At 70.3% G+C, this 20,359-nt stretch carries 14 protein-coding genes and 2 pseudogenes; 15 read left to right on the top strand and 1 reads right to left on the bottom strand.

From position 1 onward, the window contains the following. The first annotated feature begins 239 nt into the window (after nucleotides 1-239). The 5 genes from ABT245_RS26455 to ABT245_RS26435 all read left to right on the top strand — a co-directional run bounded on the left by ABT245_RS26455 (nucleotide 240) and on the right by ABT245_RS26435 (nucleotide 7,081). Nucleotides 240-2,663: a nitric-oxide reductase large subunit gene (locus ABT245_RS26455; RefSeq protein WP_351737672.1), complete on the top strand. Its 2,424-nt coding sequence runs from the start codon at nucleotides 240-242 to the stop codon at nucleotides 2,661-2,663. Further along, entirely contained in the window at nucleotides 2,660-3,034 is a 375-nt protein-coding gene (locus ABT245_RS26450) for a hypothetical protein (protein ID WP_351737670.1), read from the top strand. The genes ABT245_RS26455 and ABT245_RS26450 overlap by 4 nt, the downstream gene beginning before the upstream one ends. 78 nt (nucleotides 3,035-3,112) lie before the next feature. Then, entirely contained in the window at nucleotides 3,113-3,862 is a 750-nt protein-coding gene (locus ABT245_RS26445; RefSeq protein WP_351737668.1) for a helix-turn-helix transcriptional regulator, read from the top strand. 584 nt (nucleotides 3,863-4,446) lie between these two features. Beyond that, complete coding sequence (locus ABT245_RS26440) at nucleotides 4,447-5,736, top strand: FAD-dependent oxidoreductase (RefSeq protein WP_351737666.1); 1,290 nt, start codon at nucleotides 4,447-4,449, stop codon at nucleotides 5,734-5,736. Nucleotides 5,737-5,836: 100 nt separating this feature from the next. Continuing rightward, nucleotides 5,837-7,081, top strand: coding sequence for an MFS transporter (locus ABT245_RS26435; protein ID WP_351737664.1), 1,245 nt, complete (start codon nucleotides 5,837-5,839; stop codon nucleotides 7,079-7,081). Here ABT245_RS26435 and ABT245_RS26430 read toward each other — a convergent pair. Then, entirely contained in the window at nucleotides 7,043-7,699 is a 657-nt protein-coding gene (locus ABT245_RS26430; protein ID WP_351737662.1) for a TetR/AcrR family transcriptional regulator, read from the bottom strand. The two genes, ABT245_RS26435 and ABT245_RS26430, sit on opposite strands and share 39 nt — an antisense overlap. Before the next feature lie 125 nt (nucleotides 7,700-7,824). On the opposite strand from ABT245_RS26430, the gene ABT245_RS26425 reads away from it, so the two are divergent. From ABT245_RS26425 to ABT245_RS26390, 10 genes and pseudogenes are all read left to right on the top strand, one after another. Then, a complete protein-coding gene (locus tag ABT245_RS26425) occupies nucleotides 7,825-9,321 on the top strand; it encodes an MFS transporter (RefSeq protein ID WP_351737660.1) in 1,497 nt (498 codons plus the stop codon). A 269-nt stretch (nucleotides 9,322-9,590) separates the two neighbouring features. Next, nucleotides 9,591-10,991: pseudogene (locus tag ABT245_RS46180) on the top strand (condensation domain-containing protein); the annotation flags it as partial. Nucleotides 10,992-11,066: 75 nt separating this feature from the next. Beyond that, nucleotides 11,067-12,617 (top strand): annotated as a pseudogene (locus ABT245_RS46175) (amino acid adenylation domain-containing protein); the annotation flags it as partial. Between the two features lie 207 nt (nucleotides 12,618-12,824). Beyond that, nucleotides 12,825-14,447, top strand: coding sequence for a class I SAM-dependent methyltransferase (locus ABT245_RS46170; RefSeq protein WP_502982196.1), 1,623 nt, complete (start codon nucleotides 12,825-12,827; stop codon nucleotides 14,445-14,447). Further along, the gene (locus tag ABT245_RS26415) at nucleotides 14,444-15,208 is read left to right on the top strand and encodes a thioesterase II family protein (RefSeq protein WP_351737656.1); all 765 of its coding nucleotides are present in this window, start codon (nucleotides 14,444-14,446) and stop codon (nucleotides 15,206-15,208) included. Before ABT245_RS46170 ends, ABT245_RS26415 begins: the two co-directional genes overlap by 4 nt. A 65-nt stretch (nucleotides 15,209-15,273) precedes the next feature. Further along, nucleotides 15,274-16,326, top strand: coding sequence for an LLM class flavin-dependent oxidoreductase (locus ABT245_RS26410; protein ID WP_351737654.1), 1,053 nt, complete (start codon nucleotides 15,274-15,276; stop codon nucleotides 16,324-16,326). A gap of 2 nt (nucleotides 16,327-16,328) precedes the next feature. After that, a complete protein-coding gene (locus ABT245_RS26405; protein WP_351737652.1) occupies nucleotides 16,329-17,987 on the top strand; it encodes a (2,3-dihydroxybenzoyl)adenylate synthase in 1,659 nt (552 codons plus the stop codon). After that, nucleotides 17,987-19,273 carry a DegT/DnrJ/EryC1/StrS family aminotransferase gene (locus tag ABT245_RS26400; RefSeq protein WP_351737650.1) on the top strand — a complete coding sequence of 429 codons (1,287 nt, stop codon included), beginning with the start codon at nucleotides 17,987-17,989 and terminating at the stop codon, nucleotides 19,271-19,273. Before ABT245_RS26405 ends, ABT245_RS26400 begins: the two co-directional genes overlap by 1 nt. Beyond that, on the top strand, nucleotides 19,273-19,461 hold the full coding sequence (locus ABT245_RS26395; RefSeq protein WP_351737648.1) for a tautomerase family protein: 189 nt from the start codon (nucleotides 19,273-19,275) through the stop codon (nucleotides 19,459-19,461). Before ABT245_RS26400 ends, ABT245_RS26395 begins: the two co-directional genes overlap by 1 nt. 46 nt (nucleotides 19,462-19,507) lie before the next feature. After that, the gene (locus tag ABT245_RS26390) at nucleotides 19,508-19,894 is read left to right on the top strand and encodes a hypothetical protein (RefSeq protein ID WP_351737646.1); all 387 of its coding nucleotides are present in this window, start codon (nucleotides 19,508-19,510) and stop codon (nucleotides 19,892-19,894) included. The last annotated feature ends 465 nt before the right edge of the window (nucleotides 19,895-20,359 follow it).

Below are 20,359 nucleotides of genomic sequence, written 5' to 3'. Positions count from 1 at the left end.
CCACCATTTTCCGCACCGAGGCATCCCGTGGCGAGGGAAGCCTTCCAGTCTTTCTGCGTCTCCTCGAAGGCTCTCCTCTCTCCCCGTCACGCCGGTCGTCCGATGGTGTGGCGACGGCCATCTGCCGGGCCAGTTTAGACGAGACCCCCTGTTAAATACTAATTCTCATTGGTACTACTCTCCCTGTAGAACGCGACCACCCGCGTCGACGGGTGCCGGATCTCAAGGAGGCCCAGCAGATGGGAAGATCACGGGCAGGCGACAGCCCGGGGGAAGACAAGCGGCCACGGATGATCGCCCGGGGATGGGTCCAGGCGGCGGTCCTCGTCACGCTCGGCGGGTTCTTCGTTCTCGGGCTGCTGGCGATACGGACCTACCAGGCCCAGCCGCCGATCCCGGAACGGACCGTCACCGCCTCCGGCCAGGTCGTCTTCACCGGTGACGACGTCCGCGACGGCCAGAAGGTGTTCCTGCGCACCGGCCTGATGCAGTACGGCTCGATCTACGGGCACGGCGCCTATCTGGGACCGGACTTCACGGCCGACTACCTGCACCGCAGCGCCTCGATGGTGCGCAAGCAGTACGGCGGTGCCGACTCCGCGAACGCCGCCGAGCGGACCGTCGGAGAGTACCGGACCAACCGCTACGACAAGGCGACCGGCACCCTGGTGTGGAGTGACGCCCAGGCCACTGCCTTCACCGAGCTGACGAAGCACTACGCCGACCTGCTCGGCCGGCCCGACGGAAAGCAGGGCCTCAGGCCGGACGCGATCACCGATCCGGGTGAGATCCATGACGTCACGGCCTACTTCGGCTGGACGGCGTGGACCGCCGCGGCCGAACGCCCCGGCCACGACTACTCGTACACCAACAACTGGCCGTCGGAGCCCCTGGTCGGCAACAAGCCGACCGGTCACACCGTGACCTGGAGCGTGCTGTCGCTGATCTTCCTGCTGGCGGGCAGCGGCGCGCTCTTCGCCGCCTTCGGACGCTGGAACTTCCTCGGCTGGCACCGGCGCGACCACCGGGAACTACGCTTCCACGCGCCGGACAGCGTCCGGCTCACCCCGGCACAGCGCGCCACGGCCTGGTTCTTCTTCGCGATGGCCGGACTGTTCCTGGTCCAGGCGCTGCTGGGCTCGGCCGCCCAGCACTACCGGGCCGACCTCGGCAGTTTCTTCGGCATCCCGCTCGACCGCTGGCTGCCGTACAACCTGGTCCGCACCTGGCACACCCAGCTGGCGATCTTCTGGGTGGTCACCTCGTTCCTGGCCATCGGCATCTTCATCACCCCGTTGATCGCTCGCGGCTGGGAGCCCCGCAAGCAGGCCCTGCTCAGCAGGATCCTGCTCGGCGCGCTGGTCGTCGTGGTCGTCGGCAGCCTGCTCGGCGAACTGGCCGGACAGCGCGGCTGGCTCGGCCCCCTATGGAGCATGCTGGGCAACCAGGGCTGGGAGTATCTCGACCTCGGCCGGCTGTGGCAGGTCCTGCTGACCGTCGGCATGGTGATCTGGGTCGTGATCCTCTTCCGCGGACTGCGCCGCAGACTGCGTCGGGAGAGCGTCGCCAACATGCCGTGGCTGTTCTTCCTGGCCGCGCTCGCGCTGCCCGCGTTCTACGCCGTCGGACTGCTGGCCAGTCCCGAATCGCAGTTCACCGCGGCCGACTTCTGGCGCTTCATCGTGGTGCACCTGTGGGTCGAGGACTTCATGGAGCTCTTCACCACCGCGACCGTCGCCTATCTGTTCGTGCTGCTGGGCGTCGTCCGCGAGCGGGTGGCACTGTCCGTGATCTTCCTCGACATCGTGCTGTACGGCGCGGGCGGCGTGATCGGCACCATGCACCACCTGTACTTCTCGGGTGAACCCGCCGAACACCTGGCGCTGGGCGCGACGTTCTCCGCACTTGAGGTGGTGCCCCTGCTCTTCCTCACCGTCGAGGCGTGGAGCTTCCTGCAGATCGGCGCCCGCCGGCACAGCCCGTCGAGCACACCGTTCCCGCACCGCTGGGCCGTGATGTTCCTGGCTGCGGTCGGCTTCTGGAACTTCCTGGGAGCCGGTGTGTTCGGCTTCCTGGTGAACCTGCCCATCGTGTCGTACTACGAGATGGGCACGGGCCTGACGGCGAACCACGCGCACGCCGCGATGATGGGTGTGTACGGCATGCTGGCGGTCGGCTTCGCGGTGTTCGCGCTGCGCTACCTCATCCCCGAGAACCGGTGGTCGGACCGCTGGCCCCGGATGGCGTTCTGGTCGCTCAACCTCGGCCTGGCGTGGATGTCGTTCGCCACGCTGCTGCCCGGTGGCGCCCTTCAGCTGTACAAGGTGGTCGAGAGCGGCTACGCGGACGCCCGCAGCCTCGGCTATCTGCAAGGGGACACCAATGTCTTCCTGGAGTGGCTGCGCCTGCCCGGAGACGTGGTGTTCCTGGTCGGAGGCGTATTGCCGCTGCTGTGGCTGACCTGGCTGGGCGTACGTCACCGCGCAGGCCGGACCAGGCAGCCGGCGGACCCCGCGCTGAGCCTGCTGTTCACCGCGGTGGGGCCCGCCCCGGCCGGGGCCGACGGCGGCACGGAGGACGACTCCCCGGACGGCGGCGACAGGGGTGACGGGGGCGACGGGCGCTCGCCCGAACCGCCCGCCGCAGAGGCGGTGGCCCCGTGAGCGGGGAGACCCTGCTCACCGCCGGATACCTGGGGGTGCTCCTGCTGGTGGCGGCCGGCCTTGACCTCTACGGCCGTCAGAGCACCGGCGCCTGGGAGTCACGCGTCTTCACCGGCTACCACCGGGCGGCCGGACAGACCCCCGAACCGGTCAGCCGCGACGCGTGGCCGCACTCGGAGGTGCACCGCTTCCACCGGGCCGTGTCGCTGTTCGTGTCCGTGGTCGCAGTCGCCCTGGCGAGCGGGGAGGCGCTCCGTCACCACTCCCCGGCGGAACTCGCGCTCCTCGTGGCGGTGACCCTCCCGCACGGCGCGCTCCTCGTCCTGCTGGGCCGCAGGCTGCGGCGCGCCAAGGTCTCGCCACCGGAGTGACCACCGCACCACCATCCCGCCGTGAGGGTTAGAAATGAGACTTTTTGTTTCTAACCCTCACGGTCGTATCATTTCTCCATGACTCCACGACAACAGCTCATCGACGCGGGTACCGGCGCTCCGGTGCAGCGGGGAAGGCGCGCTGCCGTCCTGCAACTGCTGCGCGAGGAGGACGGCCGCCCGCTGGGCGTGGCCGAGACCGCCGAGCGTGTCGGGGTCCATCTCAACACCGCCCGCTTCCATCTGGACGCGCTGGTCGCCGACGGCCTGGCGGTCCGTGACAGCGCGCCACGCGGGGAGCCGGGGCGACCGAAGATCGTCTACTCGGCCGTCGCGCCGGACGGCCCGGGCGGTTCGCGCAGTTTCCGGCTGCTGTCCGACATCCTGCTCGGTGTCGTGTCCTCCTCGGTGGAGGATCCGGTGGCCGCGGCGACGCTGGCCGGCCGCTCCTGGGGCTCGTACCTGACCGACCCTCCGGCGCCCACCGAGCGCGTCGGTGCGGAGGAGGGGGAGCGTCGGCTGGTGGCGACCCTGGAGGGCATGGGCTTTGTCACGGAAGCAGAGCAGGAGCGGGAGCCCGAGGCGGGCACGGGCGACGCGGACGGCGACGCCCCGGCCCGGGCCACCGACCGGCGGCGGCTGCGGCTGCACCACTGCCCGTTCCGCGAGGTGGCCCAGCGCCGCCCCGACATCGTCTGCGCGATCCATCTCGGCCTGATGCAGGGCACGGTGGAGACGCTGCGGGCCCCGCTGACCGCGGAGGACCTGGAGCCCTTCGTCACCCCACACCTGTGCGTGGCCACCCTGCGGCGCGTCGACGGTACCTGAACTCCTGTCAGGAGTACGGCTCCGAGCCGGTCTCCTCGACGATGCGGGCGATCAGCCCGCGGAGCACCTGCTCGGCCTGTTCCGAGGTGGCCCGGCTTCCCGCGGTGCTCGTCAGGCACGGAGAACGTCTTGCGATACTCGAACGAGCCTGCCGCGAAGTACCCGCTTCTCTCCCCGCCTTGAGCGTCGGCCCGGCGCTCGGTCGAGATCAGCGCATCGTGCGGCAGCGTCACCGGCGTCCACAACGAGCCGTTCGCGTCGCCGAGTTCCTGGAACGGAGTCACGAGGTGACGTCGCGCCGACCGCCGCCATCGAGATCGTATCGACCGGCGATCGGCCAACTGGGATGACAGAGGATTCTTGCGCTCTCCTGCGGTCGACTCCACGAGGTACGGAGAGGTCCCGTGGGCCGCTTCCCAGGGCTGATCGGCCGATGGGCCGGCTCGTACCAGGGGCTCGCACGCGTCGGCCCGGGAGCCCGGGCTGCTTTCCTGGCTTGATCCCGCCATCAGCCCGCTGTGCCGGCACAGGCCCTGGCTACGGTTGCCCGGTGCTCGCAAGCCTTCACGGAGGTGATGGGTGGGATGACGGTGAGTGGTTGGGACGCCGACGTCGCGGTGATCGGCCTGGGAGCCTGGGGCTCCGCCGCGCTGTGGCAGCTCGCGGTGCGCGGCGTGGATGTGGTCGGGGTCGACCGGTTCGTGCCGGGACACGCCTGGGGTGCCTCACACGGCGGATCACGGATGTACCGGATCACCTGCCTGGAGCATCCGGGCCTGGTACCGCTGGCCCGGCGTTCCGGGGAACTGTGGCGTGATCTGGAGGAGGCGTCCGGTGAGGAACTGTTCGTGCGCTCGGGCGGGTTGCTGATCGGGCCGCCGGACGGGCCGATCACCGGGGGGACACTGCGCGCGGCCGAGGCGCACGGGATCGAGGTGGAGACCATGTCCGCCGCCGAGTTGGGGGACCGGTACCCGCTGCATGCGGCGGTACCGGCAGGACACATCGGGGTCCGGGAGGCGAGCGCAGGCATTGTCCGGCCGGAGGCGTCGATCCGGGCCGCTGTGGGATTGGCGCGCTCGGCGGGCGCGCGCGTGCTGACAGGGAGCCAGGTCATCGGTGTGTCGGCGGTGCACGGCGGTGCGGAGGTGGTGACCGCTACGGGCAGGGTGCGGGTCCGACACGCCGTGGTCACTGTGGGAGCGTGGCTGCAGACGCTCGTTCCGGGCCTGCCACTGGAAACCATCCGCATGCCGATCTGCTGGTTCCGCCCCGCCGACGGGAAGGGCGAGAACAGAGGAAACGGCGAGAACAGAGGAAACGGCGAGAACAGAGGAAACGGCGAGGGCAGCGGGAACGGCGAGGGCAGCGGGAACGGCGAGAACAGAGGAAACGGCGAGGGCAGCGGGAACGGCGAGGGCAGCGGAAAGGACTTCGGCCTCGACCGCTTCCCGGTGTTCATGCGGGAGGTCGACGGCGGTCAGGTGCTGTGGGGCAACGGCCGTGAGAACGGACACGACGTCAAGCTCGGGCTGGAGTACGGCGGAGGCGGGTTCCGTCCTGTGGACCCGGAGGACACCGACCGGTCCGTCGGCGCCGAGGACTGGTCGGACCTCGTGCGGCTGCTGGAAGTGTGCGTTCCCGGGCTCGACCCGGTACCCGCACGGGTGGCGGTCGGCATCTTCTCGCGCACGGCGGACGGCCAGTTCGTGATCGGCAGCCCCGGCGGAGATGCCCGCCTGATCGTTGCCGGAGGGTGCAACGCGCACGGCGGCAAGCACGCCCTGGGGATCGGGGAGGCGCTGGCCGATCTGGTGACCGAGGGCGAGACCCGGATACCGCTCGGCTTCGCCCGGGTGGATCGCTTCGGCTGACCAGCCGGCCCGCGCCTGGCGGGACATAGGGTTCCGGCCACCTTAGCGACCACTGTTCCCAAATAGGTTAGGCTAACCTCACCTAGCCTTGGGAGGGTGGATGACCCGGCGTGCGCGGCTGCTGGTCCTGACGGTTCTCTATGCCGGCCAGTACCTGGCGATGAGTCCACTGACTGCGCTTCCGGCGATCCTGCGGGACGACGGAGCCTCGCTCCGCCAGGTCGGTGCGGTCTCCCTGGTGAACTTCATGGTCATCGCGAAGGTGCTGTGGGCTCCGCTCGTCGACCGATACGGCCGTCGTCCCCGTGGTCACTACCGCACCTGGCTGGCCGTCACCCAGCCGTCGATCGTGGTGATGCTGCTGGTACTGGCCGCCGTTGACGTCCGCGCGGACTTCACCCTGCTGATGGTCGGGGCGTGTGTGCTGGGCGCGCTCATCGGCACGCAGGACATAGCCGCCGACGGGCTCGCGGTCCGCCTGATCGCCCCCGCCGACCGCGGTCGGGTGAACGCCGTGCAGGTCGGCGCAGGTTTCGCCGGAGCCGCCATCGGTGGCGTGGGGTTGCTCACCCTCGTCGAGTACGTCGGATGGTCGTGGGCGGTCAGCGCCCTGGCCGGCCTGTGCCTGCTGCCCTTGGCCGTGCTGCGCCACATCGAGGAGCCCGTGGAGCCGTTGCGCGGGACCGATGGGTCCGCCGTTCTTCCAGGGGTGCGGGCCGTGAGGACGCTGGCGTGCCGACCGGGTGTGGCCGCATGGGCAGGTGTCCTGGTTCCGCTGGTGTGGACGGGCATCATGCTGCCGCAGTCGCTCATCGGGCCATTGCTGGTGGACCGGGGCTGGCCGCTCGGACGTATCGGGCTGCTGACCGTCTTCCTCGGCGGAGTGGCGGGGATCGTCGGCGCCTCCGGCACCGGGCGGTTGGTCGGTCGGCACGGGCGCGTCCGGGTGCTGGCCGGGGCCTTCCTGGTGCAACTGGCGGCGACCGGCGCGCTGTTGGCCGTCGCCACCGGGGCCGGAGGCGCGGTCGCCGCGGTCGCGGTCGCTCCGCTGGGCCTTGCCCGAGGAGCACTCAACACCATGATCTTCACGGTGTTCATGGACTTCTGCCGACCGGAGACCGCAGGCACCGACTTCACTCTCATGTCGGCGTGGGGCTTCGCGGTCGCGGTCCTGGCGCAGGCCGTGGGGCCGCCGCTCGCCGGAGCCGTCGGTTACGCGGCGGCCGTCGTGGTCGCGGGGACGCTGACAGCGGCCGCACTGCTATGGGTGCGGGTGTTGTGCGCCCGCGAGTCGCCGGCCGTGCTGTCAGGAGGGCCTGAGCATGCCGTCCAGGACGCGCGGTAGGGCCCAGGCGAAGTCGTCCCGGGAGGTACCGGTGCCTTGGCGGCCGTGGGCTTCCCCGGTGCCCATGTCTTCGGCGGCCCCTTCGGCCCGGGCCGGGGCGGTGTTCCCGGCGTGCGCGTGACCCACCGGGTGGACATTGAGCACATGACCGAGCAGCAGATGCCACAGAACGCGATAGACGCGGGCGAGATCGGTCCCGGGCGCCCCCATGCCGCCCGGGCCGGTGTCCGTCAGTCGCCCGAGCGCGTCCAGCGCACTGCCGGTGAAGGCTGAGGCGCTGTCCGTCACGTGCTCACCCTCGGCGATGATCCGGGCCGCCCAGCGGTGCCGCGAGAGGTAGTCGTATGCGTCCAGCCACTGGCCGAGGACCTGCTCGGTGGGGTCCGGGTGCTCCCGTGGCCCCGGGAGGTTGACCGCGACGTCCTCGGCGAGAAGACGGAGCAGTTCGTCCCGGTCCTGGATGTGGCGGTACAAGGACGCCTGACCGGTGCCGAGCCGCTGTGCGACGCGGCGCACTGTCAGTGCGTCGAGCCCCTCGTCGTCCGCTATGCGCCGCGCGATCGTGACGATGCGGGCGCGGGAGAGAATGCGCGGTCGGCCGGGAGCACGGGCGTTCACACGATCACCCTACCCCGCACGGCGGCGTGGGCGGGCTTGTGGCCCGGGGGCCGGATGTCTATGCTCGACCATTAGCGAACAGTGGTCGCAAATTCCAAGGGCCCATCGACACGCAGAGGTGATCATTGCCCGCCCCCGCCCCCGCCACCCGGTCAGGTACGAAGGCCCTGGCTGCCCTCATCCTGGCCGTCCTGTCCTACTCCCTCGTGCAGACGATGCTGGTGCCCACCCTGGGAGTCCTGCAGACGGCACTGGACACGAGTGCCGTCGGCGCCTCCTGGGCGGTACTCAGCGCCACTCTGCTGGCGAGTGCGGTCTTCACCCCGCTCATCAGCCGTCTCGGCGACAGTCACGGCAAGCGGAAGGTGCTCCTGGTCACGCTGGTCGTGCACCTGGCGGGCAACGTGGGTGCGGCGGCCGCCTGGAACGTCGGCTCGCTCATCGCCTTCCGTGCCGTCCAGGGCGTCAGCCTCGCGCTGCTGCCGCTTTCCCTGGGACTGATCCGGGAGGTGCTGCCTCCGCATCGGGTGGCATTCGGTCTCGGCCTCACGTCGGGTCTGGTGGGCGGCGCGGCCGGCGCCGGACTGCTGGTCGGCGGCCTGATCGTCGATCACACCTCGTGGCGATGGCTCTTCGTCGCGGGCGCCGGCCTGGTCCTGCTGGCCCTGCTCGCGGTGGCGCGATATGTGCCCGAGAGCCGCTCGACCTCGCCGACGCCGCTGGACCTGCCCGGCGCGGTCCTGCTGGGCATGGCCCTGGTGTGCGTACTGCTGGCGCTGACCGAGGGGCCGGCCTGGGGCTGGGCCTCCGGCCGGCTGCTCGGGCTGTTCGCGGGCGGTGTCCTGTTCGCCGCCCTGTTCCTGTGGTGGGAGCACCGGGCGCCGCATCCGCTGATCGACCCGGCCCTGCTGCTCGGCCGCCCGATCGCAGGTGCCCACATCGGGGCCTTCCTGCTGGGCGCCACTCAATTCGTGTTCTACGTCCTGGTGCCCAAGCTGGCCGAGTTGCCGACGGGGCTGCCCCCTCAGGCAGCACACCTCGTCGACTACGGCTTCGGGGCATCGGTCACGGTGGCAGGGCTGATCCTGATCCCCGGGACCCTGCTCGGCCTGCCGGCCAGCTCGGCGGTCGGGCGGGTGGAGAGGCGCTTGGGGCCCCGTGCCCCGCTCGCACTCGGGCTCGCGGTGAGCGCGGTCGGCGGAGCGTCGATGGCCCTCTTCCATGCCCGGGAGTGGCAGGCCGTGACGGCTTACGCAGTGATCGGTACCGGGTTCGGGCTCGCCATGGGGGCGCTGCCGAAACTGATCCACGACGTCACTCAGCCGCAGGCCATCGCCACAGCCAACGGCATCAACACCGTGGCCCGGACCGTGGGCGGAGCCGTCGGCAGCCAACTGGCCGCCGCTCTCCTGGCCTCCCGTGCGATCTCCGGCACATCACTGCCCGACGGTACGGGCTTCACGCTCTCGTTCTGGATCGCCGCCGGCATAGCCATGGTCGGTGCGGTATATGCCCTGGTCGGTAACGGCCCTCGCATCACCGGAACAGAAATGCGTCAGCAAACCATTCATGACCGAAAGAGGGCTGCCGACCTGGGAATGGAGGAAGAGAAAATGGGTTGAACGACGACCCCGCACAGGGTTGGCAGGATTCGCCACCAGGAGTTGATTGTTGACAAATGTACAGGTCAGAAGCCGTACGATTGCCAGGTAAGGGTGCCCTACCCTGTCACGGTGCGGTCGAGGTGTCAACCGCCCCTGATCCAGCCGGCAAAGCGAGAGAAATGTCCAGGGAAAGATGATGCGAACGCCGGTCGCAAATGATCTCTGAGTGTCTCTTGCCAGGCCCAGGACGCGTGTGCTGATACTTGGGTGGCCCGGAAATTCCGCGCGTGCCGCAATCCCGGGACCCTCGAACGCACCGAACGGAAGCCTTCTGGCCTGGAGGAATCTTGCTTGGTTCCGTCCGCAGCACTGCGCTGTCCGATCTGCCCGCGAGCCTGGACGAGTTACGTCGCCGCATCGCACGCAAGCTCCATCTGGACCCCTCGGAGATCGGGGACGACGACGATCTCGTCGGCCTCGGCCTGGACTCCGTGACCACCATGGCGATGGTCGGGGCCTGGCGGGGCGCGGGCCTGGCGGCCACCTACCACGAGTTCACCGAAAGCCCGACCGTGTCCGACTGGTGGGACCTGCTGGCCGACCGCCTGTCCGACGAGTCACCCGCGACCGGCCCCGTCGAGCCGGTCGTCGCGACCGAGGCCGGGGCTCCCTTCCCGCTGACGCCGGTCCAGCACGCGTACTGGATCGGCCGGAACGCGGGCCAGGTGCTGGGCGGTGTCGCGTGCCACGGATACTTCGAGTTCGACGGGCCCGGTGCCGACCCGGCCCGGCTGGAGAAGGCCGTCCACCGGCTGACCGAACGCCACGGCATGCTGAGGGCCGTGATCCGGGACGACGGCCGCCAGCAGATCATGGCCCGCTCCCCCTGGCCCGGGCTGACCTGTCACGACCTGCGCTCACTTGGCGCAGACGCCGCTGAGGAGCGTCTGCGGACCGTCCGGGACGAGCTGTCCCACCGCCTGCTCGACATCCGCGGAGGCGAGGTCTTCGACATCCGGCTGTCCCTGCTGCCCGGCGGCAGCGCGCGACTGCACCTCAACGTGGACCTGATCATCGCCGATGTCATGAGTATCCAGGTGCTGCTGTCGGACCTCGCCGCCCTGTACCGTGGCGCCACTCTCCCGCCGCTGACGCTGAGTTTCTCCGAGTACCTGGCGGACGTCACCGTCCGTCGCGGCGAGGAGCGGGAGCGCGCACGGGCCCACTGGCGAGGGCGAGCAGAGAGTTTGAGGGTCGGCGGCCCGCGGCTGCCACTCGCCACCGACCCGGCGCATATGGCGGGCCCACGCTTCCGGCGCCGCTCCCACCTCGTGGAACAGGGCCTCTTCGACCAGCTCAGGAATCGGGCCCGCGCCCACCGTGTGACGCCCTCGATGGTGCTGGCAACGGCGTTCGCCGAAACCCTCGGCCGGTGGAGCGAGAACCGGCGTTTCCTGCTGAACGTCCCGCTGTTCGACCGGCAGCCCGGCCATCCCGACACCGAGCGGATGATCGCCGACTTCACGAACCTGCTCCTGCTGGAGGTGGAGACCGGTGGCCCCAGCACGTTTGCCGACCATGTGCGCGCGGTCCAGGACCGCTTCCAGCAGGACGTGTCGTACTCCGCCTACTCCGCAGTGGAGGTACTTCGGGACCTTGCTCGACGAGACCGGCCGGAGGAGCCGGTCTCCGCTCCCGTCGTCTTCGCCAGCAGTATCGGCGGACTCTTCGTGGACGACGACTTCCGCACCTGCTTCGGCGACATGAGCTGGATGCTCTCGCAGACCCCGCAGGTCTGGCTGGATCACCAGCTGTACGAGACGCCGGACGGCCTGCTGCTCACGTGGGACACGGTGGACGCCTTGTTCCCCGACGGTGTGGTCGACGCGATGTTCGCGTTCTACATGGACCTGGTCCGGCAGCTGGCGGCCACCGGCCCAGAGGGCGAAGCGGCCTGGGGCAGCTCCGTTCCCCGCACGCTGCCACCCGCCCAGGCCGACCGCCGCGCGCAGGTCAATGCCACCGCCCGGCCGGTACCGAAGGGGCTTCTCCACGACGGTGTGGTCGCCCAGGCCAGGCGTACCCCCGACCGCACCGCCGTCATCGCGGCCGACCGCAGCCTCACCTACGCCGAACTCCTCCGCCGCGCAGCGGCCGTCGCCCGGCTGCTGCGCGAGCGATGTCGATGTACCACCGGCGAGATCGTGGCCGTCGCGATGCCCAAGGGGTGGCAGCAGATCGTCGGTGTGCTCGGCACCCTGCTGGCCGGCTGTGCCTACCTCCCGCTCGACACCGCTCAGCCACCCGCACGCCGCGACCGGATACTCCGTGACGCGGGCGTCCGCCAGGTCCTCGCGTGCGCCGACGGCCGCGGCCCGGACGGCTGGCCCGAGCAGATCCGCGTCGACACGGTGGACAGCCTCGGACCCGACGATGCTCTCGCCCCCGCCCCAGCTCTTCCTGCCGGCACCCGGCCGCGGCCCGAGGACCTGGCATACGTCATCTACACCTCTGGTTCCACCGGCGCGCCCAAGGGCGTGATGATCAGCCACCACAGCGCACTCAACACGGTCGCCGACATCAACACCCGTTACGGCGTGACCGAGGACGACCGGATCCTGGGCCTTGCCGGCCTCGGGTTCGACCTCTCCGTCTACGACATCTTCGGTCCCCTGGCCCGGGGCGGCGCCCTGGTCCTGCCCGACCCCGACCGGCGGGGCGACCCCTCTCACTGGGCGGCGCTGATCCACGAGCACCGTGTCACGCTGTGGAACTCCGTCCCCGCACAGCTGCACATGCTCGACGACTGCCTGGGCCCCGGCTACCGCGCCACCGACGCGGAGTGGGACCTGTCCGCGCTGCGACTGGCCCTGCTCAGCGGCGACTGGATACCGGTCACACTGCCGGACTCGGTGCGGGACAAGCTGCCTGAACTGCGACTGGTCGGTCTGGGCGGTGCCACCGAAGCGGCGATCTGGTCCATCCACCACCCGATCGACAGCGTCGACAAGGAGTGGACCAGCATTCCGTACGGCACCCCGCTGGCCAACCAGACCTTCCATGTCCTGGACCCCGAGGACCCTGGACTGCGCCCCTGCCCTGACTGGGTCACCGGCGAGCTGTACATCGGGGGCGTCGGAGTGGCCATGGGCTATCTGGGGGATCCGGAGCGCACGGCCGAGCGGTTCGTCCGCCACCCGGGCACCGACGAACGTCTCTACCGGACCGGCGACCTGGGGCGCTACCGCCCCGACGGCGTGATCGAGTTCCTCGGCCGGGCGGACTCCCAGGTCAAGGTGCTCGGGCACCGCATCGAGCCGGGTGAAATCGAGTCGGCGCTGGAACGGCACCCCGCGGTCGGGAGCGCCTGTGTACTGGCCGACGGCGAGCGTACGGACCGCCGCCTGGTCGCCTTCGTCACCGGCAACCGCCGTGGCCCGGCCGACGAGTCGGCGCCGGGCCTGGTGGCAGCCTCCGATGCCGCCGGACGCTCCGCCGCGAAGGCACCCCACGCCGCTCGGATGCGCGTCTTCCACGCCGCGCTCGATGAAGCCGTGCTGCTCACTGTCGGCCGCGCGTTACACGCAGCGGGCGCCTTCGCCGTCGAAGGACGCGGATACACCGCGGACGAGGTGCTGCGGTTGACCCGGTCCGTGCCCCGGCACCGGTGGATCGTGCGCCGCTGGCTCGGCCTGCTGCATGACGCCGGCCGGCTGACCCATGACACGGCCGCCGGAACGTACACCGCCGCCGTCCCGTTTCCCGGCAGCCGGGCAGAGGCCGACGCCGCCTGGCGACGGGTGCGTGAACTGCACGTCCTCGGTCACGATCAGTGGTCGCCGGAGGCGGTGGCGCTGTTCGAGCGCAGCGGAGCCCGTCTGCTCGACCTGGTCAGCGGCGCCGAGGACGAGGTTCACCTGCTGTTTCCCGAGGCCCGCGCGGACACCGCGGTGTCGCTGTTCACCGACAGCCTGATCGCCCGCTACACCAACGCCGCCGCAGCCGGAGCCCTGCGGGAGATCGCACGCGGGTACGGTCCGGGCGATGGTCCGCTGCGCGTGCTGGAGGTGGGAGCGGGCGTGGGCGGCACCAGTGCGGGCGCCTTCGAGGCGCTTGCCGACCAGGACGTGGAGTACCTCTTCACGGATGTGTCGCCGTTCTTCCTCAACGGAGCGCGGGAGCGATTCGCCGATGTGCCCTTCGTGGATTTCGGCCTGTTCGACATGAACGCCGATCCGCGCCCCCAGGGCCTGGCACCGAACTCCTTCGACGTGATCCTCGCCGCGAACGTCCTGCACAACGCGCGAGACGCGGCCACGATGCTCGGGCGGCTGCGGGAACTCCTCGCTCCCGGCGGGTGGTTGTTGTTCACGGAGCCGACGCGGGAGAGCCCGGAACTCATGATCTTCATGGCCTTCCTGATGGACGTCGGTGAGACGGGCGTCGACTTCACGGACGTCCGGCGCGGCCAGGACCGTATGCTGCTGGACCGGCGGGAGTGGACGGACCTGCTGGGGCGGGCGGGCGCGACCGAGTTGTGGCACCTGCCCGCGGTCACCGGACCGGACGCCGATCGCCTCCCACCGTCCCTCGGTCAACTGCTGCTCGCAGCCCGCTTCAAGACCGACTGCGCCCGAGTGCGCCCAGACCCCCTGGGCGCCTATCTCGCCGGGCAGCTGCCGGCCTACATGGTGCCCTCCCGCATCCACGTACTGGACACCCTGCCGCTGACCGCCAACGGCAAGGTGGACCGAGGGGCGCTGACCTCCTGGCTGCGTGCGACCCCGGACCCGGAAGCCGCTCACAAGGAGGTGATCCCGCCCCGTGACGCGCTGGAGGCGCGTATCGCCGGCCTGTGGGCTCAAGTGCTTGGCGCCACCGGCGGACAGACCGGCGTCGACCAGGACTTCTTCGCGGTCGGCGGCGACTCCCTCCTCGCCGCTCAATTGGTCGGCAGGGTACGCGAGCGGGTGGCGGGAGCCGACGCGCACGGCTTCGACGTCCTGCTGCGCTGCCTGATCGAACACCGCACGATCGCTGCCCTCGCCACGGCCGTACGACAGTCTCCCGCCCCGCCCGCTCCCGCCGGATCCGCGTCCACTGCGCCCCAACGCACCGCGCCCGGCACGGAGCCGGGCCGATGAGTGCCGTTCCCGCACGCCGCTCCGGACCACTGCGGCGCCACACTTCCGGGCCCCGTTCCCGAGCCCGTCTGGTGTGCCTGCCACACGCCGGAGCCGCCCCTGGCATGTTCGTGCCCTGGACCGACGGTCTGGGCCCCGACATCGACCTCGTCTCGGTGCGGTACCAAACGCCCGACGACGTCCCCCGCAGCGTGGCCGACCTCGCCGATCGTGTCGTCGCCGAGTTGGAGCGCCTGCCCCGGCGTCCGACCACGCTGTTCGGCCACAGCATGGGCGGCATCGTCGCCTACGAGGTGGCCCGTCGCTGTTCGTCCAGGGTCGGGCTGGTCCGCCTGGTCGTGTCGGGGACGGTGACACCCGCCGCGCACCTTCCGGGAGACACCCACCGTCTTGACGACGACGCGTTCGTGACCGCGGTGATCGGTCTCGGCGGTACCGCCCCTGAGCTGTTCGCGGACCCCGCGGCGCGGGCGGTCTGGCTGCCGCCGATCCGTCAGGACTTCCAGCTGATCGACACCTACCGGCATCGCTCAGGACCGCTGCTGTCCTGCCCTGTCACCGCGCTGGCCGGACAGCACGACCACGAGGCGCCGCCGGACCTCATGCGGCCCTGGCGGGACACCACGTCCGGCGACTTCGACCTGCGGGTCTTCCCCGGCGGCCACTTCTACCTGCTGGACGGCCGGCAGGCGGTCGTAGCCGAACTGCGGCGCCGCCTGGAGCAGCCGGGCGCCGCGCCTTCCGCTCTCGCCCTGCCCTGAACCGGCCCACGCCACCAGAGCCAGGGCACCAGGCCACTCAACCCCCACACCGCAAGGAGTTGTCCGTGGACTTCGGCCTGAACTTCTTCCCCGTCATCGACCCGGCGCGTAAGAGCGCCCCGGAGTACTACCAGGAAACGATCAAACTGGCCGTGGCCGCCGAATCCCTCGGATTCGAGCACGTACAGACCGTGGAGCACTACGGCTCCCCGTACGGCGGCTACTGCCCCGACCCGGTCACCCTGCTCAGCGCCATCGCGGCCAGGACCAGCCGTATCCGCCTCACCACGGGCGCTGTCATAGCCGCCTTCAACCATCCCTTGAAGACAGCGGCCAAGTTGTCCATGCTCGACAATCTCTCGCAGGGACGGCTCGACGCCGGCTTCGGACGGGGTTTCCTGCCCGATGAGTTCGGCTTGTTCCAGGTGCCCATGGCCGAGAGCCGGGCCAGGTTCGCCGAGATGGTCGACGTGTGCACGGCCCTGTGGTCCGAGGACAGCGTCACCTGGACCGGGGAGTTCTACCGGTTCGGCCCGGTGTCCCTGCTGCCGCGCCCCGTGCAGCGACCGCATCCGCCGGTGTTCGTGGCCTCCGCCACCAGCGCCGAGTCCTGCGCGGCCGCCGGGAAAGCCGGCCACCATCTCCAAGTCGTGCCGTCCGTCACCTCGCGCGAGCAACTGCGGGAGATGCTCACGGCCTACCGCGAGGCACGGGCGGCGAGCGACCACCCGAGCCGGCCCCGCATCCAGATCAAGTACACCTGCTACCTGTCCGAGAACCGGGCCGAGGCCCTGGAGACGGCCGAGCGGTTCGAGCGCAACTACGTCGATCACATGGCGGGTGCGGTGGCCGGCTGGGCGGGCACACGCAGCGGCCAGTACCCCGGCTACGAGAAGTTCGTCGACAAGGTACGCGGCTACGACTTCGACGCCGCGCTGGCCGCCACGAAGGTGCTGGCCGGCACACCGGCCGAGGTACGCGACCAACTCGCCGCCATCGCCGGATGGTACGGCGACGACCTGACGGTCAGCATCCAGGTCAGCCCCGGCCACATGCCCTACGAACAGAGCGAGCGCACCCTGCGGCTGTTCGCGGACCAGGTGATGGGGGAGATATGACCATGATCGACGGATGTGTCGCCAGGCCGCAGGAGGACATCGACCGCTACCGCGCGGCAGGCCACTGGACCGGTGAACCGCTCGGCAGCGCGCTGCGGCGCTGGGCCGGAGCCCACCGGGACCGCACCGCCCTGGTCGGGGCGGGACGGCGGATCACCTACGCCGAACTCGATGCCTGGACAGACCGGCTGGTCGTGGGACTGCGCCGGCTCGGGATCGGGCCCGGCGAACGCATGGTCGTCCAACTGCCCAACGTCCCCGACTTCGTCGCCGTCTGCTTCGCCCTGTTCCGGATCGGCGCGGTGCCGGTGTTCTCGCTGCCCGCCCACCGGTCGTACGAGATACGCCACCTGTGCGAGCTGTCCGAGGCGGTCGCCCACGTGGTGCCCGGATCGAAGAGGGGCTTCGACCACGTCGAGATGTCCGCGGCCCTGCGCAAGGAGATCCCGTCCGTCCGGCACACACTGGTGGTGGGCGAACCACGGCCCGGGGCACCGTCGGACATCGTCCCGCTGGACGAGTTGGCGGCGGGCGTCGCACCGCAGCCCGCCGCGGACGCATACCTGCCGGACACCACGGATGTGGCGTTCTTCCTGCTCTCCGGCGGTACGACCGCCCTGCCCAAGCTGATCCCCCGGACACACGACGACTACGGCTACCAGACCCGTGCCACCGCCGAGGTGTGCGGCCTCGGACCGGACACGGTCTATCTCGCGGTGCTGCCGGTGGCGTTCAACTTCACCTGGGGTTGCCCCGGCATTCTCGGCACCCTGCACGCCGGAGGCACCGTGGTGTTCGCCCCCGACCCCTCACCCGACACATGTTTCCCCCTGATCGCCGCAGAACGGGTGACCCTGACCTCCGTGGTACCAACCGTCGCCCACCTGTGGATGAGTGGCGCCGAGCGCGACCGCCACGACCTGTCGAGCCTGGAGTGCCTGCAGATCGGCAGCGCCAAGCTACACCGGCATGTCGCCGAACAGGTGCGCCCGGTACTCGGATGCGCGCTCCAGCAGGTCTTCGGAATGGCCGAGGGACTGCTCACCATGACCCGCCGTGACGACCCGGACGACGTCGTGCTCGCCACCCAGGGCCGGCCCGTCTCACCGGACGACGAGATACGTGTCGCCGACCCGGTGACCGGTGTGCCGGTGGCACCGGGCGAGGTGGGCGAACTCGTCACCCGGGGCCCCTACACGCTGTGCGGCTACTACAAGGCGCCGGAGCACAACCGATCCGCATTCACCGACGACGGTTTCTTCCGCTCCGGCGATCTGGTCCGGCTCACCGCACGAGGCGACCTGGTGGTCGAGGGCCGGGTGAAGGACGTGGTGATCCGGGGCGGCGACAAGATCTCCGCGACCGAACTCGAAGGGCACCTGGCCCACCACCCTCGCATCGGGCAGGCAGCGGTCGTGGCCGTTCCTGATCCGTTGCTGGGCGAGGCGATCTGCGCGTGCGTCATGCCCGCCGGAGACCCGCCGGGCCTCGCGGAACTGCGGCGCATGCTGAAAAACCGGGGCGTGGCCGACTTCAAGCTCCCCGACCTGCTGGAGATCTACGACGCCTTCCCCCTCACCGGCCTGGGAAAGGTCGACAAGAAGGCACTCGCGGCCGACGCCGCCGGCCGGCGGACCGCGCGCGATGAGGAGGACCACTGATGCGCGGTGATCGACGCCCACCGGCGCAGGGCGAGCGCGTGTACGACGTGCCTTTCGCACGCCGGGGAAGCGTTCTCGACGACACGGAGTTCCGGGCACTGGCCGAGGTCCTGAACTCCGATGCCTCCCTGTCCATGGGAGCATGGCGGACCGCGTTCGAGGAGAGGTTCCGTACCCTCGTCGGGACCCGGCACGCGCTCTCGGTCACCAGCGGGACCGTCGCCCTGGAGATCGCGATCGGGCTGCTGGACCTACGCCCCGGTGACGAGGTCGTGGTCAGCCCGCAGACCTTCCAGGCGACCATCCAGCCCCTGCTCGATCTCGACGTCCGGGTGCGGTTCTGCGATGTCGACCCGTACTCGCTCAACGTGGACCCGAACCGGCTGGCCGACCTGCTCACCGACCGGACCCGCGCCATACTGCTCGTGCACTACGGCGGCTGGCCCGCCGACATGGAGGCGGTGACAGACCTGGCGCGCGCCCGGGGGATCGTCGTCCTGGAGGACTGCGCGCACGCCCTCGGCTCCGACTACCGAGGGCGACACCCCGGGGCACTGGCCGACATCGCCTGCTTCAGCTTCCACTCATCGAAGAACATCACCACCCTCGGTGAGGGCGGCATGATCACCACCGACCGGGACGAGTGGGCGGAACGCATCGAGCGGCGGCGCTCCAACCAGGTCGATGGCGTGTTCACCCGATCCCTCTCGCCGGCCGGAGAGATTCCCGCGTTGCTGCCGTGGATGCAGTACTCCGCTCACATCTACGGGGAGCGGTGCGAGAGGGTGCGCCGGTCGGGCACCAACGCCACCATGTCCGAGGCGGCGGCCGCTGTCGGCTCGGTCCAACTGGACAAGCTGGGCGACTTCGTCGCCCGCCGCAGAGAGATCGCCGCCCGGCTGGACGAAGCGGCGTCGGCGCATCCCGGAGTCCGCCTCCAGCAGCCCGGACCCGGCATTGGGCACGCCTACCACCTCTACACCTGCTTCGTCCCGGGCGGCCCCGAGACACGTACCCGGCTGGTACGGGCCCTGGACCGGCGCGGCGTGGAGATCCAGCTCCGGTACTTTCCGCTCCACCTCGTCCCGGAGTGGCGGGCCAGGGGCCACGGCCCGGGTGAGTGCCCGGTCGCGGAACGGCTCTGGTTCTCGGAACAGCTGAACCTGCCCTGCCACCCGGGTCTGACAGATCGTCAGGTCGAGCGCATGGTCGAGGCGTTCGCGGACAGCCTGAACGACGTCATGCCTGTCGACGCCGTGTCCGCACCACAAGGAGGTCGTCTCTGATGCCCCTGATCGAGGCCAAGTTGTACGAGAAGCGGCTCACCCCGGAGACCCGCCGACGGCTGATCGAGCGCCTGACCGACGCCGCGGTGGAAGTGCTGGGGGAGGAGGTCCGGGAGCACACGTGGGTCGTCCTGTATCCGGTGCCGGAGACCGAGTGGGGAATCGGCGGCCGTCCTGGCGGCGACTGAGCCCGAACCGAAGACCGAAGACCAAGGGTGAGGAAGGGCGAATCCTGTGGAGACCCGTTTTGGGGACTGGCCCGTCGTGACTCTCATCGCCGACGGGGAGTCCTCGGGCGCCGTCCGCGACGCCATACTGGACATGCTCCGCGCTGCGCTGGAACGGGGCCGGCCGTTCGCGGCCGCCCTCGACCTCACCGCCACGGCCGACACCGAGGAGGACATCGCCGACCGTGCCGACCGCGACCCCCGACTCGGGGAACACGCCAAGGCCGTCAAGGAGATGAGGGCGGCGCTGGCAAGCCAGTGCCGCGGTCTGGCCTTCGTCGGCGGCGAGCGCGCTCCCGCCGCCGACGCGGCGTCCCGCTTCTGGGGATGTCCTGTCATCCAGCTGGAGCGTTTCGAGGACGCCGTGTCCTGGGCGCGGGAGAGCCTGAGGTGAACGTGAGAGCCGAACCTCGCGACGCCCCGGGCATCAGCCGGACCCGGCTGCGCTGAGCGCCGTCGGCGCTGCCCACTCCGGTGCCCGTGGTGACCGTGGTATACGGCGAGGCGCCGTACGGCCTGGTCGCGGGCTCGTTCGTCTCGATCTCCCTCTCCTCGCCACGCCGTTGGCGGGCTTTCTGTGACTGAGCCCGAGCTGCGCTGACGGGCACGGCGTGAACGCCGGTGTAATTGCACCCAGTTGCCTTGTTACCGAATGCGGACAGATCCGGCGGAACGACGCCTGTCATGGCGTCATCTCATGGGGTGCAGTGAAACAGCGATGCGGCCGGTCCCCCTGCCGGAGCAGGGGGAGTGGCCGTGCCTGACCGACCATGGGGGAGTTTTCATCATGACCACGTACCGTGCCCGCCGTACCGCCCGTTCCGCCGCCCTGGCCGCCGTCACCGCCGCGCTGGCGCTG

It is taken from the genome of Streptomyces sp. NPDC001508 (assembly GCF_040298665.1).
GTDB lineage: Bacteria > Actinomycetota > Actinomycetes > Streptomycetales > Streptomycetaceae > Streptomyces.
This window is presented reverse-complemented; position numbering and strand designations above follow the sequence as displayed.

Excerpts from the sequence above, each read along its gene's own strand:
- ABT245_RS26400 (WP_351737650.1), top strand. The coding sequence starts at position 17,987 with ATGCGCGGTGATCGACGCCCACCGGCGCAGGGCGAGCGCGTGTACGAC.
- ABT245_RS26445 (WP_351737668.1), top strand. The coding sequence starts at position 3,113 with ATGACTCCACGACAACAGCTCATCGACGCGGGTACCGGCGCTCCGGTG.
- ABT245_RS26440 (WP_351737666.1), top strand. The coding sequence starts at position 4,447 with ATGACGGTGAGTGGTTGGGACGCCGACGTCGCGGTGATCGGCCTGGGA.
- ABT245_RS26395 (WP_351737648.1), top strand. The coding sequence starts at position 19,273 with ATGCCCCTGATCGAGGCCAAGTTGTACGAGAAGCGGCTCACCCCGGAG.
- ABT245_RS26435 (WP_351737664.1), top strand. The coding sequence starts at position 5,837 with ATGACCCGGCGTGCGCGGCTGCTGGTCCTGACGGTTCTCTATGCCGGC.
- ABT245_RS26455 (WP_351737672.1), top strand. The coding sequence starts at position 240 with ATGGGAAGATCACGGGCAGGCGACAGCCCGGGGGAAGACAAGCGGCCA.
- ABT245_RS26415 (WP_351737656.1), top strand. The coding sequence starts at position 14,444 with ATGAGTGCCGTTCCCGCACGCCGCTCCGGACCACTGCGGCGCCACACT.
- ABT245_RS26405 (WP_351737652.1), top strand. The coding sequence starts at position 16,329 with ATGATCGACGGATGTGTCGCCAGGCCGCAGGAGGACATCGACCGCTAC.
- ABT245_RS46170 (WP_502982196.1), top strand. The coding sequence starts at position 12,825 with ATGCGCGTCTTCCACGCCGCGCTCGATGAAGCCGTGCTGCTCACTGTC.